The 16,592-nt window shown below is 34.0% G+C and carries 10 protein-coding genes and 2 pseudogenes; 7 read left to right on the top strand and 5 right to left on the bottom strand.

Annotation, left to right across the window (positions count from 1 at the left end; translation table 11 throughout):
• Positions 1-79 precede the first annotated feature (79 nt).
• Positions 80-6,664, top strand: a complete 6,585-nt coding sequence (locus ACT170_RS05305; protein ID WP_225998712.1) for a S8 family peptidase — start codon at positions 80-82, stop codon at positions 6,662-6,664.
• Between the two features lie 427 nt (positions 6,665-7,091).
• Here the strand turns inward: ACT170_RS05305 and ACT170_RS05300 are convergent.
• A pseudogene (locus tag ACT170_RS05300) lies at positions 7,092-7,288 on the bottom strand (transposase); the annotation flags it as partial.
• Positions 7,289-7,320: 32 nt separating this feature from the next.
• Between ACT170_RS05300 and ACT170_RS05295 the strand changes: the two are divergent.
• Together ACT170_RS05295 and ACT170_RS05290 are read left to right on the top strand one after the other, a co-directional pair.
• Positions 7,321-7,833 (top strand): NAD(P)H-dependent oxidoreductase, encoded by a 513-nt coding sequence (locus tag ACT170_RS05295; protein WP_021143975.1) that lies wholly within the window; start codon positions 7,321-7,323, stop codon positions 7,831-7,833.
• A gap of 177 nt (positions 7,834-8,010) precedes the next feature.
• Positions 8,011-8,109 (top strand): annotated as a pseudogene (locus tag ACT170_RS05290) (helix-turn-helix domain-containing protein); the annotation flags it as partial.
• 87 nt (positions 8,110-8,196) lie between these two features.
• Here ACT170_RS05290 and ACT170_RS05285 read toward each other — a convergent pair.
• The 4 genes from ACT170_RS05285 to ACT170_RS05270 all read right to left on the bottom strand — a co-directional run bounded on the left by ACT170_RS05285 (position 8,197) and on the right by ACT170_RS05270 (position 11,807).
• The gene (locus ACT170_RS05285) at positions 8,197-9,108 is read right to left on the bottom strand and encodes a helix-turn-helix domain-containing protein (RefSeq protein ID WP_048790877.1); all 912 of its coding nucleotides are present in this window, start codon (positions 9,106-9,108) and stop codon (positions 8,197-8,199) included.
• Between the two features lie 157 nt (positions 9,109-9,265).
• Positions 9,266-9,985 (bottom strand): ABC transporter permease, encoded by a 720-nt coding sequence (locus tag ACT170_RS05280; protein ID WP_048790878.1) that lies wholly within the window; start codon positions 9,983-9,985, stop codon positions 9,266-9,268.
• Positions 9,978-10,814, bottom strand: a complete 837-nt coding sequence (locus tag ACT170_RS05275; RefSeq protein ID WP_021143978.1) for an ABC transporter ATP-binding protein — start codon at positions 10,812-10,814, stop codon at positions 9,978-9,980. The genes ACT170_RS05280 and ACT170_RS05275 overlap by 8 nt, the downstream gene beginning before the upstream one ends.
• Positions 10,815-10,886: 72 nt before the next feature.
• Positions 10,887-11,807, bottom strand: coding sequence for a helix-turn-helix domain-containing protein (locus ACT170_RS05270; RefSeq protein WP_048790880.1), 921 nt, complete (start codon positions 11,805-11,807; stop codon positions 10,887-10,889).
• Positions 11,808-12,024: 217 nt separating this feature from the next.
• Between ACT170_RS05270 and ACT170_RS05265 the strand changes: the two genes are divergently transcribed.
• The 4 genes from ACT170_RS05265 to ACT170_RS05250 all read left to right on the top strand — a co-directional run bounded on the left by ACT170_RS05265 (position 12,025) and on the right by ACT170_RS05250 (position 16,423).
• Positions 12,025-12,546: an RDD family protein gene (locus tag ACT170_RS05265; protein WP_225901291.1), complete on the top strand. Its 522-nt coding sequence runs from the start codon at positions 12,025-12,027 to the stop codon at positions 12,544-12,546.
• Positions 12,547-12,606: 60 nt separating this feature from the next.
• Complete coding sequence (locus ACT170_RS05260; RefSeq protein ID WP_014634653.1) at positions 12,607-13,050, top strand: 8-oxo-dGTP diphosphatase; 444 nt, start codon at positions 12,607-12,609, stop codon at positions 13,048-13,050.
• 186 nt (positions 13,051-13,236) lie between these two features.
• Positions 13,237-14,586: a DUF262 domain-containing protein gene (locus ACT170_RS05255; RefSeq protein WP_014634652.1), complete on the top strand. Its 1,350-nt coding sequence runs from the start codon at positions 13,237-13,239 to the stop codon at positions 14,584-14,586.
• A gap of 4 nt (positions 14,587-14,590) precedes the next feature.
• On the top strand, positions 14,591-16,423 hold the full coding sequence (locus ACT170_RS05250; protein ID WP_014634651.1) for a GmrSD restriction endonuclease domain-containing protein: 1,833 nt from the start codon (positions 14,591-14,593) through the stop codon (positions 16,421-16,423).
• Positions 16,424-16,592: the final 169 nt, after the last annotated feature.

Below are 16,592 nucleotides of genomic sequence, written 5' to 3'. Positions count from 1 at the left end.
TAAAACTTTTTATAACAAATGCTAGCAAAGTTAAAGTTTACTATCTATTGGAAGTTAAATAAATATGTAAGGAATTAAAATGAAAAAAAGTACAGTATTGTCATTAACCACAGCTGCAGTTATTTTAGCAGCATATGTCCCTAATGAGGTAATCCTAGCAGATACACCTAGTTCTGAAGATTCTTTAAAAATATCTGATAAAGAAACAGTAGTAGGTAAACAAAACGAAAACAAAGAAAAACTTGAAGATATTCATAATGTTATAGAAACTTCAAAGGATACTGAAGAAAAGAAAACAACAATTATTGAGGAAAAAGAAGTTGTTAGTAAAAATCCTGTGATAGACAATAACACTAGCAATGAAGAAGCAAAAATCAAAGAAGAAAATTCCAATATTGAGGAAAAAGAAGTTGTTAGTAAAAATCCTGTGATAGACAATAACACTAGCAATGAAGAAGCAAAAATCAAAGAAGAAAATTCCAATCAATCCCAAGGAGATAAAGCGGACTCGTCTGCAAGTAAAGACCCAGAAAGTCCCAAAAAAGAGGATAAACTTGTCTATATTGCTGAATTTAAAGATAAAGAATCTGGAGAAAAAGCAATCAAGGAACTATCAAATCTTAAGAATACAAAAGTTTTATATACTTATGATAGAATTTTTAACGGTAGCGCTATTGAAACAACCAAAGATACTCTGGACATAATTAAACTAATAGAAGGTATTTCATCGGTTGAAAGGTCACAAAAAGTCCAACCTATGATGAATCATGCTAGAAAAGAAATTGGAGTTGAAGAGGCAATCGATTACCTAAAATCTATCAATGCACCATTTGGGAAAAACTTTGATGGTAGAGGTATGGTCATTTCAAATATCGATACGGGAACGGATTATAGGCATAAGGCCATGAGGATTGATGATGATGCTAAAGACTCAATGAGATTTAAAAAAGAAGACTTAAAAGGTACTGATAAAAATTTCTGGTTGAGTGATAAAATCCCTCATGCTTTCAATTATTATAATGGTGGTAAAATTACTGTAGAAAAAGCTGATGATGGAAGCGATTATTTTGATCCACATGGGATGCATATTGCAGGGATTCTTGCGGGAAATGATACTGAAAAAGATATTAAAAACTTTAACGGAATAGATGGAATTGCTCCTAATGCACAGATTTTCTCTTATAAAATGTACTCTGACGCAGGATTTGGCTTCGCAGGAGATGAAACAATGTTTCATGCTATTGAAGATTCGATCAAACACAATGTCGATGTTGTTTCGATATCATCTGGCTTTACAGGAACTGGTCTTGTAGGTGAGAAATATTGGCAAGCTATTAGAGCATTAAGAAAAGCAGGCATTCCAATGGTTGTAGCTACGGGTAACTATGCGACTTCTGCTTCAAGTTCTTCATGGGATTTAGTGGCAAATAATAATCTGAAAATGACCGACACTGGAAATGTAACACGAACTGCAGCACATGAAGATGCGATAGCAGTCGCATCTGCTAAAAATCAAACAGTTGAGTTTGATAAAGTTAACATAGGTGGAGAAAGTTTTAAATATAGAAATATAGGTGCCTTTTTCGATAAGAATAAAATCATAACAAATGAAGAAGGATCAAAAGCTTCTAGTAAATTAAAATTTGTATATATAGGCAAGGGGCAAGACAAAGATTTGATAGGATTGGATCTTAGAGGCAAAATTGCAGTAATGGATAGAATTTATACAAAGGAGTTAAAAAATGCTTTTAAACGTGCAACGGATAAGGGTGCACGTGGCATTATGGTTGTAAATACTGTAAATTACTACAATAGAGATAATTGGACAGAGCTTCCAGCTATGGGATATGAGGAGGATGAAGGAACTACTAGTCAAGTTTTTTCAATTTCAGGAGATGATGGTGTAAAGTTATGGAACATGATTAACCCTGATAAAAAAACTGAGGTTAAAAGGAATAATAAAGAAGATTTTAAAGATAAATTGGAGCAATACTATCCAATTGATATGGCAAGCTATAATTCTAATAAACCGAATGTAGGTGACGAAAAAGAGATTGACTTTAAGTTTGCACCTGACACAGACAAAGAACTGTATAAAGAAGAGATCATCGTTCCAGCAGGGTCCACATCTTGGGGACCAAGAATAGATTTACTTTTAAAACCAGATGTTTCAGCACCCGGTAAAAATATTAAATCCACTCTCAATGTCATTAATGGGAAATCAACTTATGGTTATATGTCAGGGACTAGTATGGCAACTCCAATCGTGGCAGCTTCTACTGTTTTGATTAGACCAAAATTAAAGGAAATGCTTGAAAGACCTGTGTTGAAAAATCTTAAGGGAGATGACAAAATAGATCTTACAAGTCTTACAAAAATAGCCCTACAAAATACTGCACGCCCTATGATGGATGCAACTTCTTGGAAAGAAAAAAGTCAATACTTTGCATCACCTAGACAACAGGGAGCAGGGCTAATTAATGTTGCCAATGCTTTGAGAAATGAAGTCGTAGCTACTTTTAAAAACACGGATTCTAAAGGTTTGGTAAACTCTTATGGTTCTATTTCTCTTAAAGAAATAAAAGGAGATAAAAAATATTTTACAATTAAGCTTCACAATACATCAAACAGACCTTTAACCTTTAAAGTTTCAGCATCTGCTATAACTACAGATGCTCTAACTGACAGACTCAAACTGGATGAAACATACAAAGATGAAAAATCTCCAGATGGTAAGCAAATTGTTCCAGAAATCCACCCAGAAAAAATCAAAGGAGCAAATATTACATTTGAGCATGACACTTTCACTATAGGTCCAAATTCTAGCTTTGATTTAAATGCGGTTATAAATGTTGGGGAGGCTAAAAACAAAAATAAATTTGTAGAATCATTTATTCATTTTGAGTCAGTGGAAGAAATGGAAGCTCTGAACTCCAACGGGAAGAAAATAAACTTCCAACCTTCTTTATCGATGCCTCTAATGGGATTTGCTGGGAATTGGAACCACGAACCAATCCTTGATAAATGGGCCTGGGAAGAAGGTTCAAAATCAAAAACAATGGAAGGTTATGATGATGATGGCAAACCGAAAATTCCAGGAACCTTAAATAAGGGGATTGGTGGAGAAGGTATAGATAAATTTAATCCAGCAGGAGTTATACAAAATAGAAAAGATAAAAATACAACATCCCTAGATCAAAATCCAGAATTGTTTGCTTTCAATAACGAAGGGATCAACGCACCATCATCAAGTGGTTCTAATATTGCTAAAATTTATCCTTTAGATTCAAATGGAAATCCTCAAGATGCTCAACTTGGGAGAGGATTAACACCTTCTCCACTTGTATTAAGAAGTGCAGAAGAAGGATTGATTTCAATAGTAAATACAAATAAAGAGGGAGAAAATCAAAGAGACTTAAAAGTCATTTCGAGAGAACACTTTATTAGAGGAATTTTAAACTCTAAGAGAAATGATGCAAAGGGAATCAAATCTTCTAAGCTAAAAGTTTGGAGCGACTTGAAATGGGATGGACTCATCTATAACCCTAGAGGTAGAGAAGAAAATGCACCAGAAAGCAAGGATACCAAAGATCCTGCTACTAAGATAAGAGGACAATTTGAACCGATTGCAGAAGGTCAATATTTCTATAAATTTAAATATAGATTAACTAAAGATTACCCATGGCAGGTTTCCTATATTCCTGTAAAAATTGATAATACAGCCCCTAAGATTGTTTCGGTTGATTTTTCAAATCCTGAAAAAATTAAGTTGATTACAAAGGATACTTATCACAAGGTAAAAGATCAATACAAGAATGAAACCTTATTTGCGAGAGATCAAAAAGAACATCCTGAAAAATTTGACGAGATTGCAAACGAAGTTTGGTATGCAGGCGCTGCTCTGGTTAATGAAGATGGAGAGGTTGAGAAAAATCTTGAAGTAACTTATGCAGGTGAGGGTCAAGGAAGAAATAGGAAACTAGACAAAGACGGAAATACTATTTATGAAATTAATGGTGCAGGAGATTTAAGAGGAAAAATCATTGAAGTCATTGCATTAGATGGATCTAGCAATTTCACAAAGATTCATAGAATTAAATTTGCTGATCATGCTGATGAAAAGGGGATGATTTCCTATTATCTAGTAGATCCTGATCAAGATTCATCTAAATACCAAAAGCTTGGCGAGATTTCCGAATCTAAATTTAAAAATTTAGAAAATAGAAAAGAGGATAGTCTTAAAAAAGATACAACTGAGGAAGAAAATCATCAAGAAAATGAAGAGTCTATCGAAGAAAAATCAAGCTTGACTATTCATAAAACTATTTCAACAATTAGAGATTTTGAAAGTAAAGACTTAAAGAAACTCATTAAAAAGAAATTTAGAGAAGTTGATGACTTTACAAGTGAAACTGGTAAGAGAACAGAGGAATACGATTATAAATACGATGATAAGGGAAATATCATTGCTTATGACGATGGTAGTGCCTTACAATATGAAACTGAAAAACTTGACGAAATCAAATCAAAAATTTATGGTGTTCTAAGCCCGTCTAAAGATGGACACTTTGAAATTCTTGGAAAGATAAGTAATGTTTCTAAAAATGCCAAGGTATATTACGGCAATAACTATAGATCTGTAGAAATCAAAACGACTAAGTATGATTCCCAATCAAAAACGATGACATTTGATTTATACGCTAATATTAATGATATTGTGGATGGATTAGCTTTTGCAGGAGATATGAGATTCTTTGTTAAAGATGATGATCAGATAAAAGCTGAAACTAAAATTAGAATGCCTGAAAAAAATAAGGAAACTAAAACAGAATATCCCTATACATCAAGTTATGGGAATGTAATAGAATTAGGAGAAGGTGATCTTTCAAAGAACAAACCAAACAATTTAACGGAAATGGAATCTGGTAAAATCTATTCTGATTCAGAAAAACAACAATATCTGTTAAAGGATAACATCATTCTAAGAAAAGGCTATGCACTAAAAGTGACTACCTATAATCCTGGAAAAACGGATATGTTAGAAGGAAATGGAGTTTATAGCCAGGAAGATATAGCAAAAATACAAAAGGCCAATCCTAATCTAAGAGTCCTATCAGAAAAAATAATTTATGCTGATAGTAGAAATGTTGAAGATGGAAGAAGTACTCAATCAGTATTAATGTCGGCTTTGGATGGCTTTAACATTGTAAAATATCAAGTGTTTACCTTTAAAATGAATGAAAAAGGGGAGGCAATCGATAAAGATGGAAATCTTGTAACAGATTCTTCTAAACTGGTATTATTTGGTAAAGATGATAAAGAGTATCATGGGGAGGATGATTCCAACGTAGAAGCTATAAAAGAAGATGGCTCTATGTTATTTATTGATGCAAAACCAGTAAATCTTTCAATGGACAAGAACTACTTTAATCCATCTAAATCTAATAAAATTTATGTACGAAATCCAGAATTTTATTTAAGAGGTAAGATTTCTGATAAGGGTGGTTTTAACTGGGAGTTGAGAGTTAATGAATCGGTTGTAGATAATTATTTAATCTACGGAGATTTACACATTGATAACACTAGAGATTTTAATATTAAGCTTAATGTTAAAGACGGTGACATCATGGACTGGGGAATGAAAGACTATAAAGCAAACGGATTCCCAGATAAGGTAACAGATATGGATGGAAATGTTTATCTTCAAACTGGCTATAGCGATTTGAATGCGAAAGCGGTTGGAGTACACTATCAATTTTTATATGATAATGTTAAACCAGAAGTAAACATTGATCCTAAGGGAAATACTAGTATTGAATATGCTGACGGAAAATCTGTAGTCTTTAATATCAATGATAAAAGAAATAATGGATTCGATGGTGAGATTCAAGACAAACATATTTATGTAAATGGAAAAGAATATAAATCATTTGATGATATTAAACAACTAACAGATAAGACACTAAACATTAAGATTGTTGTAAAAGATTTTGCAAGAAATACAACCGTAAAAGAATTCATTTTAAACAAAGATACGGGAGAGGTAAGCGAACTAAAACCTCATACGGTAACTGTGACCATTCAAAATGGAAAAGAAATGAGTTCAACGATAGTGTCGGAAGAAGATTTCATTTTACCTGTCTATAAGGGTGAATTAGAAAAAGGATATCAATTTGATGGCTGGGAAATTTCTGGTGTCGAAGGGAAAAAAGATGCTGGCTATGTTATTAATGTATCAAAAGATACTCTTATAAAACCTGTATTCAAGAAAATAGAGGAGAAAAAGGAGGAGGAAAATAAACCTACTTTTGATGTATCGAAAAAGAAAGATAACGTACAAGAAAATCATAGTCACTTAGATGAAAATTACAAAAAGGAGGATTTACAAAGAGAAAATCATTCACACAAATCTGATTCAACTAAGGATGTCACAGCTAAAGTTCCTGATGAAAATGATAAAAACTTTGAAAATAAGAAGGAAGTTTATCTTAATGAACCAGAGAACATAGATAATAAACATTCCAATATTGATAGTAAATCAACTACTAACAATGATAGGTTGCCAAAAACCGGAACAGTTAGCGAAGTCTTCATGTCATTAGTTGCCGGAATAATGTTTACCTTAGGTGCGTTTCTTGGATTAAAGAAAAAAGATCAAGATTAAGACAAAGCTATAGAAAAATGGTTTGTGTACTGAGATAGTGTGATGATGAAACAGTTTTGTGAAAATAGCCATTTATAACTCAATTATTTAGTTTACTTTACTATTGATACTCTTTTTGGATTTATTAATGTACTTAGTTTCGACAACTAATGAATTGATTGAAAGGGTTAGTATTGATAATATTGGTCATATTAATTAGAAAATAGAGTCTATCAAAATTTAAAGGCTAATAGAGGTGATGAGATAATTTCAAGGAATTAAGTAGCGTTTGGTTGCTTAATTCCTTTTTATTATGTGACTATTAGTCCGTTTCGCTCCGAAGGTGCGAAACAAATAAACCACCCGCTATGATTGATATGCCCCCTGTCAAGTAGACAGGTTAAATATGGCTCTTTGTCAACTGTAGTGGGTGACGAAAAGCTAACATCTAGAGAGAACCTGATAGGTTTTCTCTTTTTGTATGTTCAGAGTGATGAAAACACGCTTCCTAAAGTTAATAAAGTTTCTAAAACCGAAGCCCAGACGTTTGATGTCTTTGATAAGCTTATTGGTCCCCTCCAATTTTGCATTTGAGTAATGTGTTTCTAGTGCGTTTTTGATGTATGGTTTGTGTCTAAGGAAGGTCAAGCATAATTAAGATAAGAAAGAGAAACGATATGAAAACCACAATTTTTACATTTCACCCTCAATTAAAAACGGGCTCACGCATTAATAAAGAACTGGCAACAGCTGCTGCTGGAGCTGGTTATGATGTGCGAGATATGTACCAACTGTATCCCAATTTTGACATTGATGTCAAAACGGAGCAAAAGATTCTAGAGGTAAGTGATCGCATTGTACTCCAGTTCCCAATTTATTGGTACCAAACGCCAGCCCTCATGAAACAGTGGTTTGACGTTGTTTTTGAATACGGTTGGGCCTATGGTTCGACTGGTACTGCCTTACAAGGCAAGGAAGTCATGTTGGTAGCTAGTTTTGGAGCTGGGCAAGATGACTACACGAGAAACGGCCGCTTCCATGTAACAATTGAAGAGATTTTAAAGCCTATCACTACGATTCAGTATTTGACAGGTCTAACATTTCTGGAACCTCTTATCATAACTGGTACTTTAAACATGGATCAAGAGTTATTATCAAATAAAGTAAATAAATACCTACAAATAATATAAATAAGACATATCAACCCTCTATAAATGGAATATACTTTATTATTTTTCTGTTTCAAACAATAAAGCATCAATCAATATACTTGAATACTAGTGGATATTATTGAGTATATTTCATATTGTCCAATTAGGACAATACATAAAATTTTTCCTCTATACTTTTCCTTAGGAGAAAGATTGATGTACCGACGTTTAAGGGATTTGAGAGAAGACAATGATTTCACTCAAAAATTCGTTGCCGAAAAACTTTCGTTTACTCAACGATATTCAGGAAAGATAAGAAGCATCTGAGTTTAACTTCAGATGCTTCTTTGGTAGTTATTACATTTGGAATGAATCATGTTTAAAATGTTGATGATATATTTTCTATTTTATGTTTAAATCTTTTTCCATTTCCATTTTAAGATTTTTGATGAAGACTTGGTCACCAAAAGCTTCAGCTAGTACGGTAGCCGTATTATAGAGCTCAGCCGCTTTATCTCTGTTGTTCTCATAGAACAGATAATATTTTGCTTCAAGCATTGCTATCCCAGGTTGATAGGAATGTTGCATAATAGAATGCATGACCTCATACATTTTATCAACAATAGTTTTCATGTTTTTATAGTCATGATGCATGACATAAATCCCAGCTATAGCTGATAAAGCCCCTAATAGTTCCACATTGGATAATTCATCACCTTGCAATCTTTGTTTTATTAACTTCATTCGAAAATGCTCAATTGTAGTTTTATCATATGAAGAACCTTGACATTGTACAGAGTAATATTTTATCAACAGAAGGTCATTCAAGGTGTACTCTTCTTTTTTCAATACCTGATTCAAATAGTCTTCAAATACAATCTCAACAAGATCTTCTTTCTTCTCTTCAGAGATAAAATTCAGGGTTCTTTCAATGATATCGATGGTTAGAAGTTCGTCCTCTGGCAGGATATCAATATAGTTGTCGTAGAGGTCTTCAATATCCTGCAGTTTTTTCTTGATACGCTCGAGGTCGCCATAGACAGGAGACTTCATGAGTTTATATTTAGCCTGATAGTACTCTTCAGGAATGTCTAGTTTTGTTTCACCTAACAAATAGTTGAGGGAAACTCCCAATTTATCACTGATGTATTGCAGTTTGACAATAGTTGGTAAAGAACGCCCGAGCTCAATTCTCATCAGTTGTTTTACTGTTAATTCTTCTTCGGTATCACAAACGTGCTCACGTGTTAATCCTTGACGTTCACGTTCTTCACGAATTCTTTTTCCAATCTCGATTTTAATCTCTTCAGACATCTGTATTTCCCTTAAGTTTTAATTATATAATAATATACCTTAAAATCATGTGAATGAAAAGACTCTATGAAGCTGTCTGTGTTTCTAGTTAGAACTAAAGAGGGGAAATAAACAAATCAACCATCTAAACTGAGTGTTAGATGGTTGTGGTTTTGAATTAAGATATTTTTCGTAATCTCTTAGATTGTAGAATGGTCAGTGTAGCAAAGAGGAGCAACCACGCTAGTAGAGAAAGTGAGCTTGCTATTTGGTCTTGCCACTTAAAGCTTTCAAGCTGGCTTATAGATTTTGTGAACAATCCCATATAACTGTACTTCGTGACATTATCGAAATCTTTACTGATCCCTGAAAGCATTGGAATAAACATACTAATCATTGATACTGGAAGGCTAATTACTTGGGCAGATACTTGCGTTTTACTGATTAATCCAATGAAAAGATTAATCAGCATTATTACTATAGCTGTAGCAAGCGAGATGATAAGATAAGCACTATAATTATTTTCAATATTAAGTTCGAGTATTTTCGGAATAGCAGTTGTCATCACTAAGCTAATAAGAACTGGATAAAATAAAACTGAAAGAATATAGTTTTTACTGTTAACACCACTTAAAAACAAGGTTCTTAAAATATTTTTTTCCTTTTCTTCGGAAACAATAGTACTGATTGGATTTCCAACTGATAAACTCAAAGATAGGGCTAAACAGTTGACTAATAGATTGACTTTCATTGAGTTGTTTAGGCTACCTTGAATCTCATAGATATGTTTGTAGAGAAAGGCAAACCCTAAAGGAAGGAGAATTTGTAGGATAATGGTTTTGTTAGATTTGATAACTCGCTTTCTAAGCCATAGTAAAGATTTTAATTGGTTAAACATTAAGTTTTCCTCCTGTAAGTTGGATGAAGATGTCCTCTAAAGTTGGTTCACATGAGTGGATGGTTTGAATATCTTGAGTAGCACTAATATGATTTAATTCAGAGAAAGGAATCACTTTTTCTTGACCTGAGCAGTAGGTCACTTTTACCATTTTATTTGTATTATATTTCTGAATAAGTTCAGCAGGTTTCCCCTCTTCGACAATCTTTCCTTTATTTAAAAGTACAATCTTATCGCATAAAATGGTAGCTTCATTCATGTCATGTGTCGTCAAAAAAATGGTTGTTCCTTGTTGTTTTAGTTCTTCAATAAGAGCATGAATTGTTTGAGACGTTGATGGATCTAATCCAGAAGTAGGTTCATCAAGAAAGAGAACTTTTGGCTTGTTTATGATAGCTCTCACTAAAAGCATCCGTTGTTTCATCCCTGTAGAGAGCTTGTCTGCCAAGGTTTTACGATGGTCATAAAGACCGACACGTTTCATCAAATTGTCAATATAATCTGGTGAAACATTGTAAAGCTTTGCGAAGAATAGAAGATTGTCATAAAGTGTCAATTTTTCATAAAAACCACTATTTTCAGTGATTAAACCAATCTTTGACAAATCATCTTCTTTTAACTGAAGGGATGATTTGCCCAAAATATAAGTTTCTCCCTGACTAGGAGTGAGTTGACCTGTTAAGATATTGATTGTTGTCGTTTTACCAGAACCTGATGGCCCAAGGAAACCTAGAATTTCACCTTTTTCAACTGTGAAGTTTAGATTTTCTATTGCTTTATATTTTTGAAATTCTTTGCTTAACTGTTTTGCTACGATAAGGTTTGTCATATCTTGATTTCTCCAATTTGATTATATGAACGAGTATAAACAAAAAAATAACGAATCAAAAGGACATCTATGTCACTTTGACTCGTTACTTGTATTTAAATCTTTTTGTATTTCCATTTTTAAATTCTTGATGAAGACTTGGTCTCCAAAAGCTTCGGCTAGTACAGTAGCTGTATTATAGAGTTCGGTTGCTTTTTCTATGTTATTCTCATAATATAAATAGTATTTTGCTTCCAAAATGAGTACGGCGGGTTTGTAAGCATGTTGTAGTGTCTTATCAATAACAGTATGCATTTTATAGACAATAGTTTTCATATTTCTATAATCATGATGCATAACATAGATTCCAGCTATAGTTGACAATGCCCCAAGTAGTTCAACATTAACTAGCTCTTCCCCTTGTAATTCTTGCTTAATTAATTTATGTCTAAATTTTTCAATTCTCTCATTATCATAGTCATAATCCTGACATCGAAATGCATAGTATGAAATTAATAGAAGGTCATTTAAGGAGTATGCTTCTTTTTTCAACGCTTGAGTCAAATAGTCTTCAAATACAGATTCAATAAGACTATCTTCTTCCATAACCATAAAATTTAACGTTCTTTCAATGATATCAATAGCAAAAAGCTCGTCCTCTGGTAGAATATCAATATAGTTGTCGTAGAGTTCCTCAATATCTTTTAGCTTCTTCTTGATACGTTCGGGGTCGCCATAGACAGGAGACTTCATGAGTTTATATTTAGCCTTATAATAGTCTTCAGGAATGTCTAGTTTTGTTTCACCTAGCAAATAGTTTAGGGAAACTCCTAATTTATCACTGATATACTGCAGTTTGACAATAGTTGGTAATGAGCGACCGAGCTCAATTCTCATCAGTTGTTTGACGGTTAATTCTTCTTCGGTGTCACAAACCTGCTCTCGAGTTAGCCCTTGGTGCTCACGTTCTTCACGAATTCTTTTTCCAATCTTGATTTTAATATCTTCTGACATACATAATTCCTTATGATTTAGATTTTTAATAATAATATAACGTAAAATTGAAATAAAGTCCAAAAGCCATAATAGAAGTAGTGTATAATAAAACCTACAGGAGTTTACAATTATGAAACAATCTCAATTTGCGAGGGTGCTAGCCAGCAGATTTTCCTCTCAAATATTATTTAGAATATTAAAAATGTTATAATAGGAGATGAGAAAGGGGGAGATGATGATGAAAATTATAGCAATAAACCCTATTCCGTTTAAAAAAAGAATGATTGAATTTCTCTTTGATTATCTTTTCATTCTAGCTTATTTAGTTCTTCTGTTTTTAAGTTCGATGCTTATTTACATCATCTTTTTTAATGGTGTCCCAGAGTTTACAGAAATTCAGTCGCAGTGGCTTGTATTTTTCACCTCTGTTTTGCCAATCACGCTCCTTTTCACATTCTTGGATTATAAAAATGATGGCAGTTTTGGGAAGGTAAAAGCTGGACTTGAACTGGTCTACCAGAAAAAAACAGTGCAGGCTAGCTTGATTAGAAATGTTATCAAATTTTTACCTTGGCAACTCGGTCATGTGGGCACGATTCATGGCTTATATAGTGATTTTGATGTGGTATCCATTATCCTTTCTAATTCGGCGACTCTACTTGCAGTTTTGCTACTGGCAATGACGATATTTAGGAAAGATAAGAGGCATCTAGGAGACCTACTAGCCCGTACACAAGTGCAACTAAAAGAAGAATAGGGTAGAGATTGTTTATCCTATCCTTAAAGAAAAAGACAAACATAGTTAGGAAGTATTTGTATGAATGAGACTGTTGAGTTTACAAATCTTTGTATGGTAAGAGACGGCGATAGAGTTCTTGTTATTGATCGTAAAAAAAAGGACTGGCCAGGCATAACCTTTCCTGGTGGTCATGTCGAAGCGGGAGAATCATTTACGGAAGCAGTAATCCGTGAAGTGAAGGAAGAAACTGGCTTAAGGATTGCTTCTCCCCGGATTTGTGGAATGAAAGATTGGGTAGAAGACGGCATTCGTTATGTAGTTCTCTTTTATAAGACAGAAAAGTTTGACGGAGAATTAATATCCTCTGAAGAGGGGGAAGTCTGGTGGGAGGACCTGAAAGAATTGCCAAATCTAGACCTCTCTCTAGATATGGAGGATATGCTTCGTATCTTTCTTGAAGAAGACCTGTCTGAATTTTTCTACTACCAAGATGGAGAAGACTGGAAGTACGATTTAAAGTGAATTTGGATACTGATTCTTTTAATAATTAACTTGATAACTTTTTTTAGCAGTTAACCCAATGGTTGGCTGTTTTTCTTTGTCATAAATAAAAATTCGTCATCAATCTTGAGTTGACTTCTTAAAATGTTATAATGAGTGATATAAAACCGTATTTAAAGAAATTGAAGTAGATAGAGGAGTTGTTCAATGTCAAACTTGAATGAAAATTTGCGCATTGTCAGTGTTAGAGAAATGATGGTAGAAAGGTTAGCGATTCCTAATTATCAGAGACCGTATCGTTGGGGAACACAATCAGCACTTAGACTGATCACAGATACTTATGAGGCGTTTAAGAATAGAATTCCAGAATATCGAATGGGGTCTGTTGTACTCCACAGAGAAAACATAAATGACGCATCTTCTAAACTTAATATTGTCGACGGCCAGCAGCGCTTAACAACTCTTTCTATTCTTTTATTTGTGGTGTATGAGATACTTCAAGAGGCATCATATGCTAATCTTTCATCCTTGCTGAATGAGGAATATAATGAACTATCTAGAGAAGCGATCGTGCATAATTTCCAAATCATCAAGCGCAAGCTAAGAGAGTTTGACGGACAAGAAGTTAAAAAGTATGCTGATTATCTTCTTGATAACTGTTCTTTGGTAAAGATTATCACGAATGATGAGCAGGAAGCTTTTCAATTCTTTGACTCCCAGAATTCTCGGGGGAAGGCTCTCTCTCCACATGATTTGTTGAAATCTTATCATTTGAGAGAAATGAATGATGAATCTGAAAGTGATAAGATTGAGATCATACAAGCTTGGGAAAATAAAAATCAAAGCGAACTGGAGGATCTCTTTGCAGACAATCTCTTCCCCTTAGTGAGATGGTATAAGAACAAAAATGGCCTTCATTATTCTACTAAAGATATTCAAACTTTTAAGGGAATTAAACCTTCGAATCCCCATCATTTTGCGACTTATGCTAAAGCCTCTCATCTTTATGTGGAACGTTTTAATGCTGACAAAGTGTATGAGCTAACAACTGGAATTCCTTTGAATCAATTCCAGTTAACCCAACCCTTGATTGCTGGAAAAAGATTCTTTTCATACACTTTGCATTATGCCAACCTCTATAGAGAGATTGTGAACTTGGTCGATAGTAGATTTAATGAAGAAGAGGTCATAAAAAACGGAACTGGTGATCTCTATGTTTATAATCTCTTCATAAATATTTTGATCTTCTTTGTCGATAAATTCAGTATGAAGGAATTGACACCTGCAAGATTGTCTTTTCTACATAGATGGGCTTATTCTCTAAGATTGATCATGAAAGCAGTCTATAGAGAATCGGTAAATAAGTACGCACAAGGACAATCAGATCGTATCAATAAGGGATTGAATCTCTTTGCTTTGATTTCTGAAATGCAGGATCCGATAGGGTTGGATACCATTGTTTTAGATATTATCTCAAAGGAAGCTTTCCAGAATTCCAACGTGAATAAAAAACGCTATCAAAAACTCTATGATAAAGTATTTGGAGAGGAGGACTAGTCTAATGAGAAGTGAAAAGTATATTCAACCAGATGAATTGAATGTGGACAATGTTTTTGAAAATGTCAACTATGTCATCCCAATCTATCAACGAAATTACGCATGGAGAAAAGATGAAATTGAGCAATTGCTAATGGATATTGATGATCTTGACGAAACTAATTCAAGTAAATATTACCTTGGCAGTTTAGTGGTCAATCAAGTCCAACCTCGAGTTTATGAAGTAATCGATGGCCAGCAACGCTTAACTACTTTGTTTTTGCTTCTTCGTTATCTGGATCATCCTTCTGTAGAAAGAAATCCTTTGAAATTTGAAGCTAGAGAAAAATCGAACATCACTCTAGGTGAGATCGAAACTGTAATGGATAGTAAAGAGCCTTCTCTTTATTCAGAAGAGTTAGTAGAAGGATATGAAATAATTAAGAAATATTTCCAGAGCAAAAACGCTAATGATGATTATAAAAAACGGTTTAGAGATAAGTTTTCTACTGTAACAATCATCCGAACCCAGGTTCCTCAAAATATCGATTTGAATCACTATTTTGAGATCATGAATACTCGTGGAGAGCAATTGGAGCTCCATGAAATTGTGAAAGCAAAGATTTTGGGTGCTATCAAGTCTGAAAATGGATTCAGTGAAGAGGACAAAAAAGATAAACTAATTGCAGCTACGATTTGGGATGCTTGTGCACAAATGGACAACTATCTTCAGATGGTTCTCCCAGTAAAAATACGTGAAAAACTATTTAGTGCAAATTGGGATATGCTGAGGGTGGCTGACTTCTCAGATCTTCGTGACATTTTTAATGCAGAAAATAACAGTGATGAGACTCAATTTACCTTAAAAACTATCTTGCAAGCGCCGGATTCTACTGTGTCTAATCAAATTGATGATAGGGAAGAAGAAAATGAACGGTTTGAGTCTATCATTAACTTTCCAAATTTTCTTTTGCAGGTCAATGAAGCCATGGAGATGACTGAGACGGATCGTGATAGTGGATTAGATGATAAGCGATTCCTTGACTTATTAAAGGACAGATGGGCTAGTAAAGAAAAGGCCTTGGAGTTTATCTATGCTCTTTTGAAGTATCGGTATCTATTTGATCGTTATATTATTAAAAGAGAATATATCGGTGAATACAAGGTCGAAGGGAAATGGTCTTTACAAAAGCTCGTCATGTATGAGGATAAAAAGGGGAGAAAACCATCCTATAAATCTACTTTAGACTCAATGGATCAAGAAGAAGGAACGGATAATCAACAATTACGACTCCTAGAATCTTGCCTGCGCGTGACCTATACTTCCCCTAAGACCATGCACTGGATTGCTAGAGTCTTGACGAATGTGAATAAAGAGCAAGATGGCAAACTCCTTATCCCTACCTTAGAAAAGTATTGCTGCAAAAAAATTGAATCTTCAGATTATCGAAATCGAAGTGGATTTGGTATCGATCGGATTGTCTTTACTTATTTGGATTATCTGTTGGCGAGGGATAGAGCATCTGAATTTAGCAATTTCCAATTCCAGTTCAGAAATTCTATCGAACATTTCTTCCCTCAGCACCCTATTAACGCTGATAATTCAGTGACTGTTGAAAATAGAGATCTGTTGGGGAATCTTGCTCTCATCACTGTTTCAGCCAATTCAAAGTTTTCGAATCGGTTTCCAATTGAGAAGGTTGAGCATTTTCCAAATATAATAGAGCAAAGTCCCAAGTTGAAGGCGATGAGTGACCTGCTCAAGAAATATGATCGAAAATGGGATAATAACAGTGTCAAAGAGCACAATGCTAGCATGCTCAGTCTATTAGAAACGGAGATAGAAAAGTACAAATAAGTGTTAATCTTTTCAAAATAGTGAAAAGCTAAAAATTATAGGAAAGAAGAAAACTGTAAAGTAGAAATTGCAGTTTTTCTTTTTGATAAATTGTAAAATATAGTGCAACAAAAAAACTCATAGCGTTTCATTGGTGTAAACTGTAAGTAACCACACAAACAGAACCCGA

It is taken from the genome of Streptococcus sp. cx1, assembly GCF_052384325.1.
Lineage (GTDB): Bacteria > Bacillota > Bacilli > Lactobacillales > Streptococcaceae > Streptococcus > Streptococcus salivarius_G.
Note: the sequence above shows the minus strand (reverse complement) of the source record. Positions and strands in the feature narration are given on the sequence as shown.

Bases quoted from the DNA above. Each gene is read 5' to 3' on its own strand.
- ACT170_RS05295 (WP_021143975.1), top strand. From the start codon at position 7,321: ATGAAAACCACAATTTTTACATTTCACCCTCAATTAAAAACGGGCTCA.
- ACT170_RS05280 (WP_048790878.1), bottom strand. From the start codon at position 9,985: ATGTTTAACCAATTAAAATCTTTACTATGGCTTAGAAAGCGAGTTATC.
- ACT170_RS05265 (WP_225901291.1), top strand. From the start codon at position 12,025: ATGATGAAAATTATAGCAATAAACCCTATTCCGTTTAAAAAAAGAATG.
- ACT170_RS05270 (WP_048790880.1), bottom strand. From the start codon at position 11,807: ATGTCAGAAGATATTAAAATCAAGATTGGAAAAAGAATTCGTGAAGAA.
- ACT170_RS05255 (WP_014634652.1), top strand. From the start codon at position 13,237: ATGTCAAACTTGAATGAAAATTTGCGCATTGTCAGTGTTAGAGAAATG.
- ACT170_RS05250 (WP_014634651.1), top strand. From the start codon at position 14,591: ATGAGAAGTGAAAAGTATATTCAACCAGATGAATTGAATGTGGACAAT.
- ACT170_RS05260 (WP_014634653.1), top strand. From the start codon at position 12,607: ATGAATGAGACTGTTGAGTTTACAAATCTTTGTATGGTAAGAGACGGC.
- ACT170_RS05305 (WP_225998712.1), top strand. From the start codon at position 80: ATGAAAAAAAGTACAGTATTGTCATTAACCACAGCTGCAGTTATTTTA.
- ACT170_RS05275 (WP_021143978.1), bottom strand. From the start codon at position 10,814: ATGACAAACCTTATCGTAGCAAAACAGTTAAGCAAAGAATTTCAAAAA.
- ACT170_RS05285 (WP_048790877.1), bottom strand. From the start codon at position 9,108: ATGTCTGAAGAGATTAAAATCGAGATTGGAAAAAGAATTCGTGAAGAA.